This window comes from Rahnella inusitata, from assembly GCF_003263515.1.
Taxonomy (GTDB): Bacteria; Pseudomonadota; Gammaproteobacteria; order Enterobacterales; family Enterobacteriaceae; genus Rahnella; species Rahnella inusitata.
In genome coordinates this window covers 36,377-56,573 of sequence record NZ_JYDE01000044.1, presented here as the reverse complement: position 1 = coordinate 56,573, position 20,197 = coordinate 36,377, and the positions used below count along the sequence as shown (strand labels likewise).

The 20,197-nt window shown below is 53.6% G+C and carries 17 protein-coding genes and 1 other RNA gene; 13 read left to right on the top strand and 5 right to left on the bottom strand.

All coding sequences use genetic code 11. The features are described from left to right. The 7 genes from mzrA to TU92_RS21295 all read left to right on the top strand — a co-directional run bounded on the left by mzrA (nt 1) and on the right by TU92_RS21295 (nt 3,834). Nucleotides 1-369: an EnvZ/OmpR regulon moderator MzrA gene (mzrA, locus tag TU92_RS21325; protein ID WP_425272544.1), complete on the top strand. Its 369-nt coding sequence runs from the start codon at nt 1-3 to the stop codon at nt 367-369. Between the two features lie 155 nt (nt 370-524). Beyond that, nucleotides 525-902 (top strand): DUF1090 domain-containing protein, encoded by a 378-nt coding sequence (locus tag TU92_RS21320; RefSeq protein ID WP_112169261.1) that lies wholly within the window; start codon nt 525-527, stop codon nt 900-902. A gap of 148 nt (nt 903-1,050) precedes the next feature. After that, the gene (locus TU92_RS21315; RefSeq protein WP_101074995.1) at nt 1,051-1,353 is read left to right on the top strand and encodes an ElaB/YgaM/YqjD family protein; all 303 of its coding nucleotides are present in this window, start codon (nt 1,051-1,053) and stop codon (nt 1,351-1,353) included. Between the two features lie 2 nt (nt 1,354-1,355). After that, entirely contained in the window at nt 1,356-1,763 is a 408-nt protein-coding gene (locus TU92_RS21310) for a phage holin family protein (protein ID WP_112169259.1), read from the top strand. Then, on the top strand, nt 1,760-2,044 hold the full coding sequence (locus tag TU92_RS21305) for a YqjK-like family protein (RefSeq protein WP_112169257.1): 285 nt from the start codon (nt 1,760-1,762) through the stop codon (nt 2,042-2,044). Before TU92_RS21310 ends, TU92_RS21305 begins: the two co-directional genes overlap by 4 nt. Nucleotides 2,045-2,302: 258 nt before the next feature. Next, the gene (locus TU92_RS21300; RefSeq protein WP_112169255.1) at nt 2,303-2,695 is read left to right on the top strand and encodes a DoxX family protein; all 393 of its coding nucleotides are present in this window, start codon (nt 2,303-2,305) and stop codon (nt 2,693-2,695) included. Between the two features lie 155 nt (nt 2,696-2,850). After that, entirely contained in the window at nt 2,851-3,834 is a 984-nt protein-coding gene (locus tag TU92_RS21295; RefSeq protein ID WP_112169253.1) for a glutathione S-transferase family protein, read from the top strand. 68 nt (nt 3,835-3,902) lie between these two features. Here the strand turns inward: TU92_RS21295 and TU92_RS21290 are convergent, their stop codons facing one another. Then, nucleotides 3,903-4,808 (bottom strand): LysR family transcriptional regulator, encoded by a 906-nt coding sequence (locus TU92_RS21290; protein WP_112169251.1) that lies wholly within the window; start codon nt 4,806-4,808, stop codon nt 3,903-3,905. Between the two features lie 110 nt (nt 4,809-4,918). Here TU92_RS21290 and TU92_RS21285 point away from each other — a divergent pair, with 110 nt between their 5' ends. Then, nucleotides 4,919-5,623, top strand: coding sequence for a pirin family protein (locus tag TU92_RS21285; protein WP_112169249.1), 705 nt, complete (start codon nt 4,919-4,921; stop codon nt 5,621-5,623). A 181-nt stretch (nt 5,624-5,804) separates the two neighbouring features. Here TU92_RS21285 and rnpB read toward each other — a convergent pair. Both rnpB and rsmI read right to left on the bottom strand, forming a co-directional pair. Further along, an RNA gene (gene rnpB / locus TU92_RS21280) (RNase P RNA component class A) lies at nt 5,805-6,183 on the bottom strand. A gap of 25 nt (nt 6,184-6,208) precedes the next feature. Continuing rightward, entirely contained in the window at nt 6,209-7,078 is an 870-nt protein-coding gene (gene rsmI / locus TU92_RS21275; protein WP_112169248.1) for a 16S rRNA (cytidine(1402)-2'-O)-methyltransferase, read from the bottom strand. Nucleotides 7,079-7,140: 62 nt separating this feature from the next. Here rsmI and TU92_RS21270 point away from each other — a divergent pair, with 62 nt between their 5' ends. From TU92_RS21270 to dolP, 4 genes are all read left to right on the top strand, one after another. Continuing rightward, nucleotides 7,141-9,165: a penicillin-binding protein activator gene (locus TU92_RS21270; RefSeq protein ID WP_112169246.1), complete on the top strand. Its 2,025-nt coding sequence runs from the start codon at nt 7,141-7,143 to the stop codon at nt 9,163-9,165. A gap of 77 nt (nt 9,166-9,242) precedes the next feature. After that, the gene (locus tag TU92_RS21265; RefSeq protein WP_112169244.1) at nt 9,243-9,617 is read left to right on the top strand and encodes a YraN family protein; all 375 of its coding nucleotides are present in this window, start codon (nt 9,243-9,245) and stop codon (nt 9,615-9,617) included. 30 nt (nt 9,618-9,647) lie between these two features. After that, nucleotides 9,648-10,238, top strand: coding sequence for a DnaA initiator-associating protein DiaA (gene diaA, locus TU92_RS21260; protein WP_056776362.1), 591 nt, complete (start codon nt 9,648-9,650; stop codon nt 10,236-10,238). Between the two features lie 9 nt (nt 10,239-10,247). Next, entirely contained in the window at nt 10,248-10,823 is a 576-nt protein-coding gene (gene dolP / locus TU92_RS21255) for a division/outer membrane stress-associated lipid-binding lipoprotein (protein ID WP_112169242.1), read from the top strand. Nucleotides 10,824-10,904: 81 nt separating this feature from the next. Here the strand turns inward: dolP and mtgA are convergent, their stop codons facing one another. Both mtgA and arcB read right to left on the bottom strand, forming a co-directional pair. Next, nucleotides 10,905-11,633, bottom strand: a complete 729-nt coding sequence (gene mtgA, locus TU92_RS21250) for a monofunctional biosynthetic peptidoglycan transglycosylase (RefSeq protein WP_112169240.1) — start codon at nt 11,631-11,633, stop codon at nt 10,905-10,907. Nucleotides 11,634-12,529: 896 nt separating this feature from the next. Further along, entirely contained in the window at nt 12,530-14,869 is a 2,340-nt protein-coding gene (gene arcB, locus TU92_RS21245; protein WP_112169238.1) for an aerobic respiration two-component sensor histidine kinase ArcB, read from the bottom strand. 869 nt (nt 14,870-15,738) lie between these two features. Between arcB and gltB the strand changes: the two genes are divergently transcribed. After that, nucleotides 15,739-20,196 (top strand): glutamate synthase large subunit, encoded by a 4,458-nt coding sequence (gene gltB, locus TU92_RS21240; RefSeq protein WP_112169236.1) that lies wholly within the window; start codon nt 15,739-15,741, stop codon nt 20,194-20,196. Nucleotide 20,197 lies beyond the last annotated feature (1 nt).

Sequence of the window (20,197 nt, the reverse complement as noted above, 5' to 3'; positions counted from 1 at the left end):
ATGAAACGTTCTCTTCTCTTGCCGGTGATGATCATGCTGCTGGCCACCGCTGCCATGATCGGGCTGGCTATTTCACGGATCCCCGCCAACGGCAATGCGCTGCAAATTCGCCCGGCTAAAGCAGGGATTTCGCTGCCTGACGGCTTTTTTGTTTATCAGGGGCTTAGCCAGCGTGGGATCCACATCAAAAGCATTACGCCACTTAATGACGGTTTAGTGGTTCAGCTCGATTCCTCTGAACAGCGCCAGATGGCGCAAAGCGTTTTACAGGATATTCTGCCGCCCGGATTCCTCATCCAGAACTGTGAGCCGCCCCGTACGAGGGTCTGGCTGGATAAGCTCAACCGCGACCGGTTGAAGTTTGGATAAGCACTTTGGCTGTTTTGGTTAAATTGTCTGATATCACCGCCCATTTGGCGGTGATATTATTTATAAGATAGTTATTCATAAAATCTATTGTTCGACGTTCTATATTCAAGGAATTAAGTGCCACACTCACTTAACCATCAAAAGGAAGCTATACGATGAAACTGACCTTATCTGCACTGCTTTTAACCCCTGCGTTACTCTTCACCACGGCCAGCTTTGCTGCACCACAGCCTGAAAGCTGTGTGACCAAACAACACGAAATTCAGAAACAAATCGACGAAGCCCGCGCGCACAAAAATCAGAACCGCGTGAATGGTCTGGAGAAAGCGCTGCGTGAAAATAAGGCGCATTGTACCGACGCCGGCCTGAAAGCTGAGAATGAAAAACGTGTTGAAGAGAAACGTGAAAAAGTCAGCGAGCGCGAGCAGGAGCTGAAAGAAGCTCAGGCAAAAGGCGATCATGACAAAATCGTTAAAAAACAGCAGAAGTTGCAGGAAGCACAAGCGGAACTGAAACAGGCCCAGGGCCACTGATTTCATTCCGTCAGAGGTGATTTTTCCCCTTCCCACGGCGGATTTTTGGGTGATCTTGCTTTTTGAAACAGACAATTCGCATTTGCGATCACCCGAATATCCGCTATGTTAAAAGTTCGAATCAGTTAACGTATGGAGTGACTTACACATGGCGAGTAATACATCAGAACAACTGCGGGCTGAATTAAAGTCATTGGCGGATACCCTGGAAGAAGTGCTCCAGACCTCTACCGATAAGCCGAAAGCTGAACTCGATAAACTGCGTGGTAAAGCAGAATCCCTGCTCAAAGATACGCGCGCACGTCTGAGCGATACGGGTGACAAAATTGCCTATCAGACTAAAGAAATTGCCGGCAAAGCCGACGATTATGTACATGAAAAACCCTGGACGGGCGTCGGTATTGGTGCCGCGGTCGGCGTAGTCATCGGCGTTCTGTTAGCTCGCCGATAATTATGGCTGAACCGTTAAAACCTGCACCACAAGGACCGGGTAAAGGGCTTTTCGACATTATTCAACGTGTCGCCACCGTGGTGGTCGGCATTGTCGAAACGCGCGTCAGACTGGCCGTTATTGAGCTGGAAGAGGAAAAGGCCAATATTTTCCAATTGCTGCTCATGGCCGGTATTACCCTGATCTTTACTGCCTTCGGCCTGATGAGCCTGCTGGTTGTTCTCTTCTGGGCAATCGATCCGGCTTATCGCCTGATGGCTATGGGCACCACGACCGGCGTACTGCTGCTGCTGGCGGTGATTCTGGGCGCAATGACGCTGGCGAAAGCTAAGCGCTCCACGCTGCTCAGCCTCACGCGTAAGCAACTTGACGTCGATCGCGCCCTGCTTGAGAAGGATGACGAGCAATGAGCACCCCGGACCGCGCTATCGAGAAAGTCAGACTTTTGCGCAAGATACAGCGCCAGCGGAATGAGTTATCTCATGCCAGTGCTGACTGGCTGGATGCCACTGCAAAAATCGACCGCGGCTGGGTGAAACTCGTGGATATGCGTAAATATCTGGTGGTCGGCTCCAGTCTGGTCGCCGTCTACGGTATTCGCCATCCCAGCGTGATTGTCCGCTGGTCACGACGCGCTTTCGGGATCTGGGGAACGGTACGTCTGTTCCGTAAAACGTTCGCTCAGAAATAAGCGCTCTGCTCTTAGCATCAATGCTTTCACGTCTGAGGGCCGGATGAACATTCATCCGGCCCTTTTCTTTTTGAATAACAATCTTAAGCCCGTTCAATTTTTTTGAAGCTATCAGACAGATTTACTTGCTAACAAAGCGTCTTCATTCCCCCTATTATCTCGTCATCAACTGATGCGGTAACGGCAGGAAACATTTTCCGACCGGGCCGGTAACATTTAAAGCTCAATTTGAGCACATGACGTTCGGAGAGAAATAAGATGACTAAGTTACAAGACACTGCCCTGCTGGTTGCCCGTATTCTGATGCCAATTCTGTTTATCGTTGCAGGTTGGGGCAAAATCAATGGCTACTCCGCAACCGCCGGTTACATGGCTTCCATGGGCGTGCCAAGCTTCTTCCTGCCACTGACCATCCTGCTGGAATTTGGCGGCGGCCTGGCGATTTTGTTCGGTTTCTTCACCCGTACCACAGCGTTGATTACCGCCGTCTTCACCATCCTGACCGCGCTTATCTTCCACACTGATTTCGCTCAGGGCGTAAACCAAATGATGTTCATGAAAAACCTGTCCATCGCCGGTGGTTTCTTCGTCTTGTTTGCTTCAGGCCCTGGTGCGTTCAGCATCGACCGTCTGATCAAGAAAAACTGGTAATTGCCCGACACCAGGGAAAACGCCGGACATCGCTCCGGCAATACCCAGCTATACTTGAATAATTAGATAATATGTAAGACCTGCAGGGCGATGTGATTTATCACCTCGCCCTTTTTTATTTCTGAAAAAAACATCTGAAAACAAGGTAGAAGACCATGGGACAATTAGTAGATGGCATCTGGCAAGACATCTGGTATGACACCAAGTCTACCGGCGGACACTTCAAACGTTCCGTATCGCAATTCCGTAACTGGGTAACGCCCGACGGCACTCCCGGTGAACATGGCGTAGGCGGTTTTGCGGCAGAACGCGACCGCTATCATCTTTATGTTTCCCTCGCCTGCCCGTGGGCGCACCGGACTCTGCTGATGCGCACGCTAAAAGGCCTCGAGGATATTATTCCGGTTTCCGTCGTGCATCCGCTGATGCTGGAAAATGGCTGGACCTTCGGGACTGATTTCCCGGCCGCTACCGGCGACAATCTGTATCACCTGAATTTTGCCTATGAAGTCTATCTGCGCGCGCAGAAGGACTACACCGGACGCGTCACCGTACCGATCCTGTGGGACAAAAAACAGCAGACTATTGTCAGCAACGAATCCGCCGATATCCTCCGCATGTTCAACAGCGCGTTTGACGCCGTCGGTGCGCGGGCGGGCGATTATTATCCGCAGTCGTTACGTCCGGCGATCGATGAGATTAATGAATGGGTATATCCGCAGCTCAACAACGGCGTGTATAAAGCCGGTTTCGCAACGTCTCAGGATGCTTACGATGAAGCGGTGGATGGCGTGTTTGCTGCGCTGGAACGCGCGGAGGATTTACTGGGTAAACACCGCTATCTGACCGGCAATCAGCTGACCGAAGCCGATCTGCGTCTGTGGACCACGCTGGTGCGATTTGATCCGGTGTACGTTACGCATTTCAAATGCGACCGTCGCCGCATCAGCGATTACCCGAATCTTTACGGCTTCCTGCGCGATATCTATCAGATGCCGGGTATCCGTGACACCACCGACTTCGCGCACATCCGCAACCACTATTACCGCAGCCACGCGACGATTAATCCCCACGGCATTATCTCCACCGGCCCGGCGCAGGATTTAGAATCGGATCACGGTCGCGATACCCGCTTCTGACCGGCTCCTTCCCCTTTCACAAGGGGAAGGACGGCGTGGAATATGGGCTTGTTAATGAGTGAAAAGAATCACTTCACTTCTCGCGTGCCCAGCAGTTTGACGATTTCGCGCAGGAACCAGGCTTTTGCTTCCCCCATACTGTCGCGACGCCAGGCCATAATGATGTCGGTTTCGTGATTGTATTCCGCACTCACCACCCGCAAACGCCCTTCGGCGATGTCTTTTTCCACCATCGGATAAGGCATCGTCGCCACACCTAAGCCTGCCAGCAAAGCCTGACGCTTTTCTTCCAGCGTACTTACCGTCAGACGTTGTTGTTTGTCCAGCAGCTGCACGGTCAGCACCGGACGCTCACGGGCGGTATCGGCCACGGCAATCCCACGATATTTCACGCGGCTGACGTCAGAGAGCGGTTCCGCTTCCAGATGGATGGGATGATCCGGTGCGGCTACATAGACGCTGACCAGCTTATACAGCTTACGGCTGTTGATTTCCGTTGATGAGCGGAAGTGCATATCGGGGGCGATGACGATGTCAGCGCGGCCCTGCTCAAGACGTTCCCAGGCACCGGCCAGCACTTCGGTGATCAACGACACCTGCGTATTGGCTTTCAGCGCCAGTTTTTCGACCAGCGGAAAGAGTTTAGTCGCCGGTGACAGCGCTTCACAGACGATGGTGATCTGCGTTTCCCAGCCACGCGCCAGCGCTTCGGCATCGACGGTCAGTTTATCCGCTGCTTCCAGCAGTACGCGACCACGTTCGAGCAGCATACGGCCCACATTGGTGAATTTTGTCCGATGACCTGAACGGTCAAACAGCACTACGTCCAGCTCCTCTTCCAACTTCTGCATGGTGTAGCTCAGGGCTGACGGGACGCGGCCCAGCTCATCGGCAGCGGCGGCAAAACTGCCGCGCCGGTCTATGGCGTCCATGACCCTTAAGGCTTCCAGTGTGAGTGCGCGATCCTTAGCCATTCTTTTCTCTTTCAGGAAATTTGAATATAGCGACCAGATTAACTGGCTAACAATCACACGTCCAGACGCTTACCATTTATCCATTGAAATTTTTAACTGAGGCGACCGCCATGATTACCAGCAGAACGGCAAAAGAGTGCGGCACCGCTGATTTTGGCTGGCTGCAAGCCCGCTACACATTTTCCTTTGGTCACTACTTCGATCCTAAACTGATGGGCTACGCCTCACTGCGTGTGCTGAATCAGGAAGTGCTGGCGCCAGGCGCCAGTTTTCAGCCGCGAACCTATCCGCGCGTGGACGTGCTGAATCTGGTCTTGCAGGGTGAAGCAGAGTACCGCGACAGCGAAGGGCACAGTGTGCGGGTGAAAGCCGGTGAAGCCGCGTTGCTCTCGACGCAGGCCAATGTCAGCTATAGCGAACTGAACACCAGCGAGAAACAGCCGCTGACGCGCATGCAGTTGTGGCTTGATGCCTGCCCGGAGCATGAAAATCCGGTGACGCAAAAAATGGCGCTGCCAAATACGAAAAGTTTTCTGCTGGCTTCTCCGGATGGCGAAGCGGGCAGCCTGCAACTGCGGCAAAGCGTGTGGATCCATCATCTGGATTTAGCGGCGGGCGAACATATCTCGATTCCGATCCGCGGACCGCGTGCGTATTTGCAGTCAATTCACGGACAGGTGGATGCGCAGGGCTCAGCCAGCCGCGAATGCCAAAAACTGGCCTGCGGCGATGGAGCATTCATTCATCAGGAAAATAGCCTGACCGTCTCCGCCAGCACCGCGCTGCGGGCATTGCTGATCGATTTGCCGGTGTAGCGGTTTGGAAGCCCCTACATCATTCGGGTGCAGGAAGGCGATGAATGAGCGGATCCCGATGAGCTTACTTTGGTAAGTGATTAGGGTGAGTCAATGCAGCCAACGCATCTGCGGCTGGAATAATGATGACGGGAAAAAGGCGAAAGCCCGCGTAGCAAACGCTACGCGGGCTTTCTTTTGACGAGGGAGTTGACCGTTAAGCCGGGTTCTGTCGTGGACAGTCATTCGTCTAGGCCAGCAATCGCTCACTGGCTCAAGCAGCCTACCCGGGTTCAGTACGGGCCGTACCATGTGAACCCCTATTTGGCCTTGCTCCGGGTGGAGTTTACCATGCCACGAACTGTTGCCAGCCGCGCGGTGCGCTCTTACCGCACCCTTTCACCCTTACCTGATCCCACTTGCGTGGGCCATCGGCGGTTTGCTCTCTGTTGCACTTGTCGTAAGCTCGCGCTTCCCAGGCGTTACCTGGCACCCTGCCCTATGGAGCCCGGACTTTCCTCCCCTCCATCTGTCTCCCCCGAAAGGGACGGCAACGAAGCGGCGACTGTCTGGTCAACTCCGCGGCGGATGATAGGGTATTACGCCCTATTTGTCACCCTCTTGCTCATCAAGCGCGTATTTATACAACGCATTCTTTTTCACACCGTGGATTTCGGCGGCCAACGCGGCGGCTTTTTTCAACGGAAGTTCTTTTTGCAGCAGCGCCAGCGTGCGCAAAGCTTCTGCCGGTAACGCCTCGGTATCGGCTTTATGGCCTTCGACGATCAGTACCATTTCACCGCGCTTGCGGGTTTCATCTTCCAGCACCCAGGCCAGTAATGCACCGACGCCGTCGCCACGAATATTTTCCCAGGTTTTGGTCAGCTCACGGGCAAGAACCACGTAGCGATCCGGCCCCCAAACTTCCACCATATCCTGCAGACTGTCGAGCAGACGATGGGTGGATTCGTAGAAGATAAGCGTCCGTGGCTCTTCAATCAGCGCCTGAAGGGTATCTTTTCGCGATTTTGTTTTCGCAGGCAGAAAACCTTCATAACAGAAGCGATCGGAAGGCAAACCGGCGGCGGATAACGCGGCGATCGCCGCACAGGCACCCGGCAAGGGCACCACGCGCACACCGGCTTCACGACAGCGACGTACCAGATGGTAGCCGGGGTCATTAATCAGCGGCGTCCCGGCATCAGAAACCAGCGCAATGCTTTGACCTTCCTGAAGTTTCGATAATAAATGCTCGGCTTTTTGCTGTTCATTGTGGTCATGAAGCGGATACATTTTGGCGCTAATACCAAAATGGTGAAGCAATAATCCGGTATGGCGGGTATCCTCCGCCGCAATCAAATCCACGCTGCTCAGCACGGCCAATGCACGTTGGGTTATATCCCCTAAATTGCCGATTGGCGTGGGTACGATGTACAGCGTTGATGCAGAAATATCTGCTTGATCGTGTTGATTCATTGTTTCATCCGGATTGCCGATTTAATATTGAGCATCTTGAAAAAAACATCACTGGAAACTGAATGCCTTCCTCAATGACTTTTCGTACCCGTTCGGGACGTTTGCTCCCTGCCATTATCGTAGCGATGCTGCTCGCCAGCTGTAGCGGTCAGTCGCCACAGGCACCGACTGAAAGTGTCCAGGGTGCAGCGTCCGGCAGCTCTGACTATTATCTGCAACAGGCACAGCAAAGCGGTGATGATAACAAGGCTGACTGGCAATTGCTTGCAGTGCGTGCCCTTGTGCGCGAAGGCAAAGCTCCGCAAGCCTATAACCAGTTGAACGCGATGACCCAGCAACTGAGTGCCGAGCAACAGCTGGAACAAAAACTGACGACGGCCGAAGTCCAGCTCGCCCTCAAAGATTTCGCGCCAGCAGCCACCACGTTAAGCACCATCGACCCGACCTCGCTGACCAACGATCAGAAGGCGCGATACTATCAGGCGCAAATCGACGCCAGTCAGGGCCGCACCAGCCTCGGCGTGATCCGTGCCTATATCGCGCAGGAGCCGCTGTTGCAGGGCCAGCCGCATCAGGACAATATCGACCGTACCTGGATGTCGCTGACCCAGCTTTCTGCGCAGGATGCCTCCAGCATTGTTATCAATGCAGACGAAAATACGTTGCAGGGATGGCTGGATTTACTCAGCGTCTGGCAAAGCAATAAGCAGGATCCTGATCTGCTGAAAGCCGGTATCAAAGACTGGCAGCGCCGTTATCCGGTCAATCCGGCAGCCAAAAACCTGCCAGTGCAGCTTAATAATGTGCTGACATTCCAGCAGGCTTCCACCGGTAAAATTGCGCTATTCCTGCCGATGAGTGGCCCGGCGCAGGTGTACGGTAATGCCATCCAGCAGGGCTTTAATGCCGCGATGACCGGCCAGGTTTCACAACCTGCACCACAAAATGCGTCGGTAGACCAAAATGCGCAGGCTCAGCCCGCCACGGATCCTGATGCCGCAGTCAGCACCTCTGCGCCGGATGCGAGCGCAAGTACAGCGACGCCGACAGAACAGCCGCAAACGTCTGCTCCTGCCACCGCACCGGTTGCCAGCAGCAATGCACAGGTCAAAATCTACGACACCAATGGCCAGCCGCTCAGCGCGTTGCTGACGCAGGCTCAGCAAGATGGCGCAACGCTTGTCGTCGGTCCGTTGCTGAAAGATCAGGTGAACGAGCTGTCTTCTGATCAAACCCCGTTGAACGTTTTAGCGCTCAATCAGCCAGAAACTGAGAAAAACGCCCCGAATATCTGTTACTTTGCGCTCTCGCCGGAAGACGAGGCACAGGATGCCGCACGCCATATGTGGTCGCAGCAAAAACGTATGCCGTTACTGCTGGTTCCGCGTGGCAACTTTGGCGATCGAATCGCACAGGCATTTGCTAATGAATGGCAGAAGCTGGGTGGTCAGACCGTCCTGAAACAAGGTCTCGGTTCTGCGGGTGAATTACGCTCCTCAATCGGCAGCGGCATTCGCCTGACCGGTACGCCGGTCATGGCCAGTGATGCCGCCGCACCTGCGCAGGCGCAGGGTGTGACCATCGGCGGAATCACCATTCCGGCACCGCCGACTGACGCTCAGATTGTTCAGGGCAGCTCAGGCGGTGCAGTGGATTCTGTCTACGTTGTCGCCACGCAAAACGAACTGACGCTGATCAAACCGATGCTCGACATGAGCGGTAGTGGCCGTTCGCGTCCGTCCGTGTATGCCAGCTCCCGCAGCTATCAGGCCGGTGCAGGTCCGGATTACCGACTGGAAATGGAAGGCGTGCAGTTTAGCGATATTCCCTTGCTGGCAGGTTCTAACCCGGCGCTGATGCAGCAGGCCACCGCAAAATTCGGCAACGATTACTCGCTGGTGCGTCTCTACGCAATGGGGATTGATGCCTGGAGTCTGGCCAATCACTTCTCCCAAATGCGCACGTTGCCAGGCTTTGAAGTGTCTGGCAGCACAGGAGATCTGAGCGCCAACCCTAACTGCGTGATCCATCGTAAACTGCCGTGGCTGCAATACCGCCAAGGCTCGCTGGTGCCCGTTTCCTCTTAAGACTCGATTCTAAGAGATAACTGAAACAGCCCGAGCGCGAAGGGAATTCAGAATTTTACAGGTACAAGGACGTACTGATGTTTGGAAATGTGTCAAAGTTGCGCGCAAGATCGTGTGGGGATCAGTATGAAGCTTTCGCACGACGCTATCTTGAGCGCGAAGGGTTAACCTTTGTGGCGGCCAATGTGGCATGCCGCACGGGAGAGATTGACCTGATCATGCGCGACCAGCAGACCTGGGTGTTTGTTGAAGTTCGCTACCGGCGCAATGCGAACTTTGGCGGCGCGGCGGAAAGCGTAACGCGTCAAAAACAGCAGCGTTTACTCCGCGCTGCATCTTTCTGGCTTGCCGCACGTCACGCAAGCTTTGACACATCATCTTGCCGTTTTGATGTTTTTGCCATCACCGGCAGCCAGATAGAATGGCTGCGTGATGCCTTCAATGCGGAATAAATATTATGACGACTGACTGGACGAAAACCCGTGCTGGATAGAATCAAAGTCTGCTTTACCGAAAGTATCCAAACCCAGATTGCAGCGGCAGAAGCCTTGCCTGACGCGATTTCCCGCGCCGCGATGACGCTGGTGCAATCGCTGCTCAACGGCAATAAAATTCTGTGCTGCGGTAACGGCACTTCTGCGGCCAATGCTCAGCATTTTTCCGCCAGTCTGATTAATCGTTTTGAAACTGAACGTCCGAGCCTTCCTGCAATCTCACTCTGTGCAGATAACATTGTGCTGACCGCCATCGCGAATGACCGGCTGCATGACGAAATCTACGCCAAACAGGTGCGGGCGCTGGGACAAGCGGGCGACGTCCTGTTGGCGATATCTACGCGCGGCAACAGCCGTGATATTGTTAAAGCCGTTGAAGCAGCGGTAACCCGTGATATGACGATTGTGGCACTGACGGGTTATGACGGCGGCGAGCTGGCGGGTTTACTGGGGCCTCATGACGTTGAGATCCGCATCCCATCCCATCGCAGCGCCCGTATTCAGGAAATGCATATGCTCACAGTGAATTGCCTCTGTGACCTGATTGATAGCACGCTGTTCCCTCACCAGGACGATTAAGGAGATCCAATGAAGGCAAGTTCCCTCTTTGCAGTAGTGTTTAGCGCCCTTCTTTTACAAGGTTGCGTTGCCGCCGCCGTTGTTGGCGTAGCTGGCGTGGCCACCAAAACCACCACTGACCCGCGTAGCGTTGGTACTCAGGTAGACGACAGCACGCTGGAAGCCCGTGTTTCCAATGCCATCAGCAAAGATAAACAGCTGAAAGACGAAGCCCGTATCGTGGCGACCGCCTATCAGGGCAAAGTCCTGCTGACCGGTCAGGCGCCGACACCGGACATGGCCGCACGCGCCAAACAGATTGCTGTGGGTGTGGAGGGTGCAACCGAAGTGTACAACGAAATCCGTACCGGCAAGCCAGTCAGCATGGGCACCGCGTCGACAGATACCTGGATCACCACCAAAGTCCGCTCGCAGTTGCTGACCAGTGATTCAGTGAAATCTTCTAACGTGAAAGTAACCACCGAAAACGGCGAAGTCTTCCTGCTGGGTCTGGTGACACAAGATGAAGGTAAATCTGCGGCGGGTATTGCAGCAGGTGTTAGCGGCGTGAAACACGTCACCACGGCATTTACTTATGTGAAGTAATTCCGACGGTTGTCAGAACCTTAGTAACGAAAAAGGACAGCACTCATGCTGTCCTTTTTTATGCGTTCAACTTCGCTAAACCTAGTTGAGTTTATGTTCCCGCAGGAAAGACTCGCCGCCGAGCTGGCTCATCTGGCGCAGGATCCACTGCTGTCGGCGCATGACATACGCCGACGGCGCGTTGACCTTAAACAGATGCGGATTAGGCAGCACTGCTGCCAGTAATGCCGCCTGCGATGCGGTCAGCTTACTGGCGGGTTTATGGAAGAAGTGCTGAGCGGCCTGCTCGACACCGAAGACGCCATCGCCAAACTCCACGATGTTCAGGTAAACCGTCAGGATGCGTCGCTTGGTCCAGACTGTTTCAATACCAACGGTCAGCCCGGCTTCCAGCCCTTTACGGATCCAGTTGCGCCCGTCCCACAAGAAGAGGTTTTTTGCGGTTTGCTGCGACAGAGTCGATGCGCCACGCATCTTACCGCCCTCTTTATCACGATCGAGCACTGACTGGATGGCATCCACATCAAATCCCCAATGCTCCGGGAATTTTTGATCTTCTGCCGCCATGACGGCCAGCGCCATCGGCGAGGCAATTTCGTCCATAGACACCCAGTCGGAATGTGCGACGTAGCCAAAGTCGCCGGTCAGCCACGCCGAGACCTGCCTTTCCACCATAACAGCTGAAAATGGCACCGGTAAAAACGCAAAAATAACGATACCTGCTATCCATAAGCAGGGTATCAATATCAGCACACGTTTCAGCCATAACAGTGGCTTACGTAACAGACCTCTTTTAGAAGATTTATTCATTCAGCACTTTCCACAACACATCTGACCATCTAATCAATCTCCGTAAGAAGCTGCCGGTTCAGGCTAGCGAAACAACGACTCAAATTGCTAACAATCTGTTTATGTTGTTAAGATTTTTACCCATAAAATGAATAAATAAAAATATTTTTGATCCATATCATCAATGAGTTCCGCCTCATGGGAACCGGTTCCCATGCCTTTTTCCTCATTTGTTTTTCGTGTGATCTCTGTTTGTAACTCGTAACAAATCGAAAAAAAATTGGTTAGAAAATCTAATGAATTAGATTATGTAAACTGAACGAACTCTCATCAATTTATCTCTGAAATTTATTGCTACTAAGTCAAATCTGTAACGCAAATAAACCAAAATTCAGGGGCGAATTTGCGTTTATGCCCGGCATTTTCCTTTCCAACCTAAGTGAAATTTTTTCATTACACTTAGGATACGGAAAACTGCTGGTCATTTTGATCAATATATGATCAACGAATGCCTATAAATCATGAATTACAGTGGCTTGGCACGCTGTTGTTTATCATTGTAGTGATTAACGACACTGAAATTCTGTTGGAAAAACCAGCAAATCAGTGCCTTTATTTTCATGAACATAAGTAAAACTGCATGCCTTTGTGAAGACATCAGCAACCTTCATTTGTAATCTCTCAAAAATCCTGCGATAAAGACTTGATGTTTTGTATAGACAAAGACTAATCTACATCACAGTTTTTAATGAATGTTGTAACAGTTCAGCTTATATTTGTTATGTTGATTGCTACAGGATGTATTAGACTTAACGCTGAATTCCAAGACCTGCGAAATCCAAACCCTAACAACTATCGTGGGTTACCTCTTTCCCTGGTGTTGGCGCAGTATTCGCGCACCCCGGCCTCGGCTGGGGTTATTTTTTTTCAGCGTTTGCCGTCCATTCGCGCAATACCTGTATATCATTTCGCCACTCAGCCTTCAGCTCATCAATCCATTCCTGCACGTTATCCCACCATGCCGGTAACGTCGGCGTCTGTATCTGCTGCGCCAGTTGTTGCAAATGCTTGAGACCGACCGAACCCGCCGCGCCTTTAATTTTATGCCCTTCTTCCGCAATCCCTTTCTGGTCGCGCGCCGTCATATTGGAATCCAATACCGCGAGATAACCCGGCATCATTTTTTCGAACATGTCTGCGCTCTGATAGATCAACTGCGGGCCAACCAGATCGATGTACTGCTCCAGCATGGCGGTATCGAGTAAAGCTTCGCTGTCTTTCATCACTACGGGCTCCTTCTGCACAAGGGAAACATCAGGCTGATGATCCCAGAACTGCTGGATCATCGCGGTCAGCGCAGAAACGGACAGCGGCTTGCTCAGCACATCGTCCATTCCGGCGTCGAGATACTCTTTTTTGTCTTTCAGTACGTTGGCGGTCAGCGCGATCAACGGCGGCAAATGCTGACCGGCGTAATCGGTGCGCAGTTTGCGGGCGATATCCAGCCCGGTCATGTCCGGCAGCTGGATATCCAGAAGCACCAGATCGAATTCCTGTGGACCGAACATCTCCAGCGCGTCATGACCGTTCATTGCCACTTCCACGCTGTTACCGAGTTTCTCCAGCACCGAGCGGGCCACAACGACATTCAGCTCGATATCTTCCACCAGCAGCACGTGCAGCGCTGGCAGCGGCATATCCTCTTCGTCATCAGCCTGTGCGACCGGCGCATCCAGCGTCGGCGCGCGTACGGTTAAGGTGAAGCTTGATCCCTGCCCCGGCACGCTGCTGACGGTGATATCGCCCCCCATCGCCTGCGCCAGACGCTTCGACACGGCAAGACCGATACCGGTGCCGGTCGCCGGTTTGCCCCCGTTGCGATCTTTCACCTGATAATACATGGCGAAGATTTTGTCCTGCTCGTCCTGCGGAATCCCCATCCCCGAATCACGCACAACGAAACGCAGCATGTCATTAGCTTCGTAATGCACGCTCAGCACGATTTCGCCTTCGCGGGTGAATTTCACGGCGTTACCGATCAGGTTCCACAGGATCTGGCGTAAACGCGTGCCGTCGGTGGTGATGCTGCGCGGCAAGGGTAAATCGGGCTCCATGATGAACTTCAGCCCTTTCGGCTGCACCAGCAGACCGGAGAGGTTTTCCAGATCGGACAGGAACTCAGTGAAATCCACCGGTTGGTTATCGAGCTGCACTTTACGGCGCTCAATTTTGTCCATCTCGATAATGTCGTTGAAGATGTTGCCAAGGGTGATGGCGCTGACGTGAATGGTTTTCAGGTAGCTGTGCTGTTCTTTATCGAGTTCGGTATCGAGCAGAATGCGGCTAAGCCCGACAATGCCGTTCAGCGGCGTACGCAACTCGTGACTGATGGTGGAAATAAACGTGGTCTTTTCACGGCTGGCGTTCTCCAGCGCGTCCTGATAGCGCTTACGCTCGGTAATATCGCGTCCGAAGCCCATCAGGCCATGGCGCTTACCGATACGATCGTAAAATGGGACTTTACGCAGTTCGAAGCAGGCTTTACGGCCATCCGGATACACCAGCCATTGTTCGTAGGTCAGCGAAACGTTGTGACGGAATACTTTTTCATCGGTCTCCACCACTTTCTCGGCGATGTCCGGGGTATATACATCATCAGGCGTCAGGCCGATCAGCTGCTTCTCGCTTTTACCGGTCAGCAATTCCATCGCACGGTTACAGCCGGAGAATTCTTTATCTTCGTTGCGGTAATACACCAGATCCGGGGACGCATCGAGGAAGGAGCGTAATAATGCCGATTGCTGGCTCAGTTCTATCTGCGCCTGCTCGCGGTGATGCATTTCAAGTTTTAGCTTATCGACCACCGCCAGACGTGCTTCTTCCGCTTTCACACGGTCGGCGATTTCCTGATTCAGTTGGGTGATATTGTCTTTCAGTTGCTGATTCAGTTCGAGATCGCGATGGCGCATCTCTTCGAGCTTATCAACCAGACGCGTTAACCGCTGCCGTGACTCTTCAAGCTGCTCGACCACCACCGAAAGGAAATACACGGCCCAGGGCGTGATCAGCAAACCAAAGAAGATGGACCGAACCACGTCGATACTTTCCACCTGGCCACGCAGAAGCATGGTCACCGCCATCTGGACAATCATCGCCAGTACCACCAGCGCAGAGGCCAACAGCAGTGAGAATCTCACCAGCCCCAGTTTGACCATCAGATCGACATAATACTGCGCTAAAACCCGGATTTGCTTCATAACGGTTCCCTTAAAACGAAGTCGCGTGAATCATACCGCAAAACCTCACCGGGGTGAGTCTGAGGGCGGATATTGAGCATAAAGTTGTGAGCTGCACCTTGCAGGGGCTTGCTGTGGTGCAATGCGGGAAATAAGTGCAGAGTTATTGACTAATTTTCGCCACGATATTATTAATATCGGCCAGCCATTTTCTGCCCGTAGCCCGGCCAAATGCCCTCCGGCTAACGTTTTTCTTCTTTATCCCCGTAAACCTTTCCCTGAAGGTGCTGCCCGCGCAGGCATAACTATTCATTATTACTGCAAATAAAGTCATTGATGACTGTATGAATAATTCTTATTACCGCAGCCGTATTAGTACATTATTACGACCCGGTTAAAAACAGTGACAAACCGCATCAGCACAGTCTTTTGCAGTATAAAATACTGGTAATTACGCCCGTGCCAGCATGGTGCGGAGATCTGAAGCTTTCCCCATAGTGAGTCAGCTCACACTTTGCAGGCATGACCCCACCGAAAATACGCCAATCAAAACACCATAATTTCTATATATTTCATATAATTAAATCTCTTTATATCACTTTTAATATAACTTAATTCGCCATTTGACCTGTCAGTGCTTTCTCGCTAAGTTGGGAGTCCGCTGGAAGCAATCTCGACGGGTGAGCAACTCGTCATATTTATGCAGTAATTGAAGACTCCCTCATTAAAACAAGTCAACCACCACTTGTGAGCACCATCACGAGAGGCCTTTGACGGAGATGCCCGGGCATTCAACGCACCGCAAGAGTGCGCGAAAATGCGAGCAATCTCTGTCTATAGTGCCCTCGCGGTTGGTGTGAGAGTCTCGCAGAGCCTGGGGGGTTCACGATATGTTGTACGATAAATCCCAAGAGAGGGACAACTGTGGTTTCGGCCTGATCGCCCATATTGAAGGCGAACCTAGCCATAAGGTCGTGCGTACGGCAATCCACGCACTGGCCCGTATGCAACACCGTGGCGCGATCCTTGCTGACGGCAAGACCGGCGACGGCTGTGGCCTGCATTTACAGAAGCCGGACCGTTTCTTCCGCATGATCGCCGAAGAGCGCAGCTGGCGTCTGGCGAAGAACTATGCCGTCGGTATGCTATTCCTCAGCAAAGACGAAACAGAAGCGGCTGAAAGCCGCCGCATTGTTGAAGAAGAGCTGCAAAACGAGACGCTGTCCGTGGTGGGCTGGCGTGACGTTCCGACCAATCCGGATGTCCTCGGTGAAATCGCGCTTTCCTCCCTGCCCCGCATCGAACAAATTTTTGTCAACGCGCCTGCTGGCTGGCGTCCGCGTGATATGGAGCGACGCCTTTATATGGCGCGCCGCCGCATCGAGAAACGCGTTCAGGATAAAGACTTCTACGTGTGCAGTTTCTCCAACGTGGTCACTATCTATAAAGGCCTGTGTATGCCTGCGGATCTGCCACGCTTCTATTTAGACCTGGCCGACCTGCGTCTGGAATCGGCGATCTGCCTGTTCCACCAGCGTTTCTCGACCAACACCGTACCGCGCTGGCAGCTGGCTCAGCCTTTCCGTTATCTGGCCCACAACGGCGAAATCAACACCATCACCGGTAACCGCCAGTGGGCACGCGCCCGTGCGTACAAATTCAAAACGCCGTTGATCCCCGATCTTCAAGATGCTGCACCTTTCGTCAATGAAACCGGTTCGGACTCCAGCTCGCTCGATAACATGCTGGAACTGTTCCTGGCGGGCGGTATGGATCTGCTGCGCGCCATGCGTTTGCTGGTACCACCAGCCTGGCAGCAGAACCCGGATATGGACGACGATCTGCGCGCGTTCTTCGACTTTAACTCCATGCACATGGAACCGTGGGACGGCCCGGCCGGTATCGTGATGTCAGATGGCCGCTACGCCGCCTGTAACCTCGACCGTAACGGCCTGCGTCCTGCCCGCTACGTCATCACCAAAGACAAGCTGATCACCTGTGCGTCTGAAGTGGGGATCTGGGATTATCAGCCGGACGAAGTGGTCGAAAAAGGCCGCGTCGGACCGGGCGAACTGATGGTGATCGACACCCGCAGCGGGAAGATCCACCACTCGGCGGAAACCGACAACGATCTGAAAGGCCGTCATCCGTATAAACAGTGGATGGAGAAAAACGTTCAGCGTCTGGTGCCGTTCGAAGATCTGCCGGAAGATCAGGTCGGCAGCCGCGAGCTGGACGACACTACGCTTGAAACCTTCCAGAAACAGTTCGGCTACAGCAGCGAAGAATTAGATCAAATCATCCGTGTACTCGGTGAGAATGGTCAGGAAGCCGTCGGCTCGATGGGCGATGACACGCCGTTTGCCGTACTCTCCAGCCGACCGCGTATCATTTATGACTACTTCCGCCAGCAGTTTGCGCAGGTGACCAACCCGCCAATCGATCCGCTGCGTGAAGCGCACGTCATGTCTCTGGCGACCAGCATTGGCCGCGAGATGAACGTGTTCTGCGAAGCCGAAGGTCAGGCACACCGTCTGAGCTTCAAATCGCCAATCCTGCTGTGGTCTGACTTTAAACAGCTCACCACGCTGGACAGTAAACACTATCGCGCTGAGACGCTTGATCTGACCTACGATCCGACCGAGCAAAATATGGAGCAGTTCGTCCAGAAACTCTGTGACGAAGGCGAAGAGAAAGTGCGTAACGGCGCGGTGCTGCTGGTGCTCTCGGACCGCAACATTTCCGCTAACCGCCTGCCGCTGCCTGCACCGATGGCCGTCGGGGCGCTGCAGCTGCGCCTGGTTGAGAAAAGCCTGCGCTGCGACGCCAACATTATTGTTGAAACTGCCAGCGCCCGCGATCCGCATCATTTCGCCGTGCTGATCGGCTTCGGTGCAACTGCCGTTTATCCATACCTGGCCTACGAAACGCTGGCCAAGCTGGTGGATTCGCAGGTTATCGAGAAGAAATACCGTGAAGTGATGCTGAACTACCGTAACGGCATCAACAAAGGTCTGTACAAGATCATGTCCAAAATGGGCATCTCCACCGTCGCCTCTTACCGTTGTTCCAAACTGTTTGAAGCCGTCGGTCTGGCGAAAGATCTCTGCAACACCTGCTTTAACGGCGTGGTCAGCCGTATCGGCGGTGCCGGTTACACTGATTTTGAACAGGATCTGCTGAACCTGTCCAAACGCGCGTGGCTGAAACGTAAAACGCTGGATCAGGGCGGATTGCTGAAATTCGTCCACGGCGGTGAATATCATTCTTACAACCCGGATGTGGTCACCACACTGCAAACCGCAGTAAACAGCGGTGATTACGACGACTATAAAAAATACGCCAAACTGGTTAACGAGCGTCCGGTCGCCACACTGCGCGACTTGCTGAAAGTGACGCCGAAAGACCAGCCGATCCCGGTGGATCAGGTAGAGCCGGCGGAAGGCCTGTTCACCCGTTTCGATACCGCGGCGATGTCTATCGGTGCATTAAGCCCGGAAGCGCATGAGTCTCTGGCCGAAGCGATGAACAGCATCGGCGGACGTTCAAACTCCGGCGAAGGCGGCGAAGATCCGGCGCGCTACGGCACCAATAAAGTGTCCCGTATCAAGCAGGTGGCTTCCGGCCGCTTCGGCGTGACACCGGCGTATCTGGTGAATGCTGACGTTATTCAGATCAAAGTAGCGCAGGGTGCAAAACCGGGCGAAGGCGGCCAGCTGCCGGGTGACAAAGTGACGCCATACATTGCGAAACTGCGTTATTCCGTGCCGGGCGTGACCCTGATTTCTCCACCGCCGCACCATGACATCTATTCCATCGAAGATCTGGCACAGCTGATCTTCGATCTGAAACAGGTCAACCCGAAAGCGATGATTTCGGTGAAACTGGTTTCTGAACCGGGGGTCGGCACCATCGCGGTCGGTGTGGCAAAAGCCTATGCCGATTTGATCACCATCGCAGGCTACGACGGCGGCACCGGCGCAAGCCCGCTGTCTTCGGTGAAATACGCCGGCTGTCCGTGGGAACTGGGTCTGGTGGAAACACAGCAGGCACTGGTGGCCAACGGCCTGCGTCACAAAATTCGTCTGCAAGTAGACGGCGGTCTGAAAACCGGCTTAGACATCATCAAAGCGGCCATTCTGGGCGCAGAGAGTTTCGGTTTTGGTACCGGCCCGATGGTCGCGCTGGGATGTAAATACCTGCGCATCTGCCACCTGAATAACTGCGCCACCGGCGTGGCAACGCAGGATGACAAACTGCGCCGCAACCATTACCACGGCCTGCCAGAGCGGGTAGTGAACTACTTCAAGTTCATCACGCAGGAAACCCGTGAAATCATGGCTGAGCTGGGCGTCAGCCAGCTGGTAGATCTGATCGGTCGTACCGACTTACTTACCGAGCTGGACGGCTTCACCGCGAAGCAAAACAGTCTGGATCTCTCTGCGATGCTGGCGACCGCCACGCCGCATGAAGGCAAAGCGGTGTACTGCACCGAAGGTAACCCGGCCTTCGACAAAGGCCAGCTGAATAAAGACATTCTCGAGCAGGCGTCGCCGCATATCGATTCCAAGCAGAGTAAAGCGTTCTACTTCGATATTCGTAACACCGACCGTTCTGTCGGCGCGATGTTGTCCGGTGCGATTGCAGAGAAACATGGCGATCAAGGCATGGCGGCAGATCCGGTGCGTATTAACTTCAACGGCACCGCAGGCCAGAGCTTCGGCGTCTGGAACGCAGGCGGCGTGGACTTAATGCTGACCGGCGACGCGAATGACTACGTGGGTAAAGGCATGGCCGGTGGCCGTATCGCCATTCGCCCACCTATCGGTTCGGCGTTCCGCAGTCACGAAGCCAGCATCATCGGTAACACCTGTCTGTACGGTGCCACCGGCGGCAAGATGTTTGCGGCGGGTCGCGCAGGCGAACGTTTCGCGGTGCGTAACTCCGGAGCGATTACCGTGGTTGAAGGCATCGGCGACAACGGCTGTGAATATATGACCGGCGGTATCGTCTGTGTACTGGGTCGTACCGGCGTCAACTTTGGCGCAGGCATGACCGGCGGCTTCGCTTACGTGCTTGATGAAGATGGTGAATTCCGTAAACGCGTCAACCCTGAACTGGTGGAAGTGCTGGAAGTGGCCGATCTGGCCATCCATGAAGAGCATCTGCGCGGTTTGATTATTGAACACGTACAGTTGACCGCATCAGCCCGCGGTGAAGAGATTTTGGCAAACTGGCCTGAATGGGCACCGAAATTTGCCCTGGTTAAACCGAAGTCCAGTGATGTCAAAGCATTGTTGGGTCACCGTAGCCGTTCCGCAGCTGAGCTGCGGGTACAAGCGCAGTAAG

Coding starts and splice junctions, on each gene's coding strand:
- dolP (WP_112169242.1), top strand. CDS start 10,248: ATGAAGGCAAGTTCCCTCTTTGCAGTAGTGTTTAGCGCCCTTCTTTTA.
- TU92_RS21285 (WP_112169249.1), top strand. CDS start 4,919: ATGATTACCAGCAGAACGGCAAAAGAGTGCGGCACCGCTGATTTTGGC.
- TU92_RS21295 (WP_112169253.1), top strand. CDS start 2,851: ATGGGACAATTAGTAGATGGCATCTGGCAAGACATCTGGTATGACACC.
- TU92_RS21270 (WP_112169246.1), top strand. CDS start 7,141: ATGCCTTCCTCAATGACTTTTCGTACCCGTTCGGGACGTTTGCTCCCT.
- rsmI (WP_112169248.1), bottom strand. CDS start 7,078: ATGAATCAACACGATCAAGCAGATATTTCTGCATCAACGCTGTACATC.
- TU92_RS21320 (WP_112169261.1), top strand. CDS start 525: ATGAAACTGACCTTATCTGCACTGCTTTTAACCCCTGCGTTACTCTTC.
- TU92_RS21265 (WP_112169244.1), top strand. CDS start 9,243: ATGTTTGGAAATGTGTCAAAGTTGCGCGCAAGATCGTGTGGGGATCAG.
- TU92_RS21310 (WP_112169259.1), top strand. CDS start 1,356: ATGGCTGAACCGTTAAAACCTGCACCACAAGGACCGGGTAAAGGGCTT.
- mzrA (WP_425272544.1), top strand. CDS start 1: ATGAAACGTTCTCTTCTCTTGCCGGTGATGATCATGCTGCTGGCCACC.
- TU92_RS21300 (WP_112169255.1), top strand. CDS start 2,303: ATGACTAAGTTACAAGACACTGCCCTGCTGGTTGCCCGTATTCTGATG.
- mtgA (WP_112169240.1), bottom strand. CDS start 11,633: ATGAATAAATCTTCTAAAAGAGGTCTGTTACGTAAGCCACTGTTATGG.
- TU92_RS21290 (WP_112169251.1), bottom strand. CDS start 4,808: ATGGCTAAGGATCGCGCACTCACACTGGAAGCCTTAAGGGTCATGGAC.
- gltB (WP_112169236.1), top strand. CDS start 15,739: ATGTTGTACGATAAATCCCAAGAGAGGGACAACTGTGGTTTCGGCCTG.
- TU92_RS21305 (WP_112169257.1), top strand. CDS start 1,760: ATGAGCACCCCGGACCGCGCTATCGAGAAAGTCAGACTTTTGCGCAAG.
- TU92_RS21315 (WP_101074995.1), top strand. CDS start 1,051: ATGGCGAGTAATACATCAGAACAACTGCGGGCTGAATTAAAGTCATTG.
- arcB (WP_112169238.1), bottom strand. CDS start 14,869: ATGAAGCAAATCCGGGTTTTAGCGCAGTATTATGTCGATCTGATGGTC.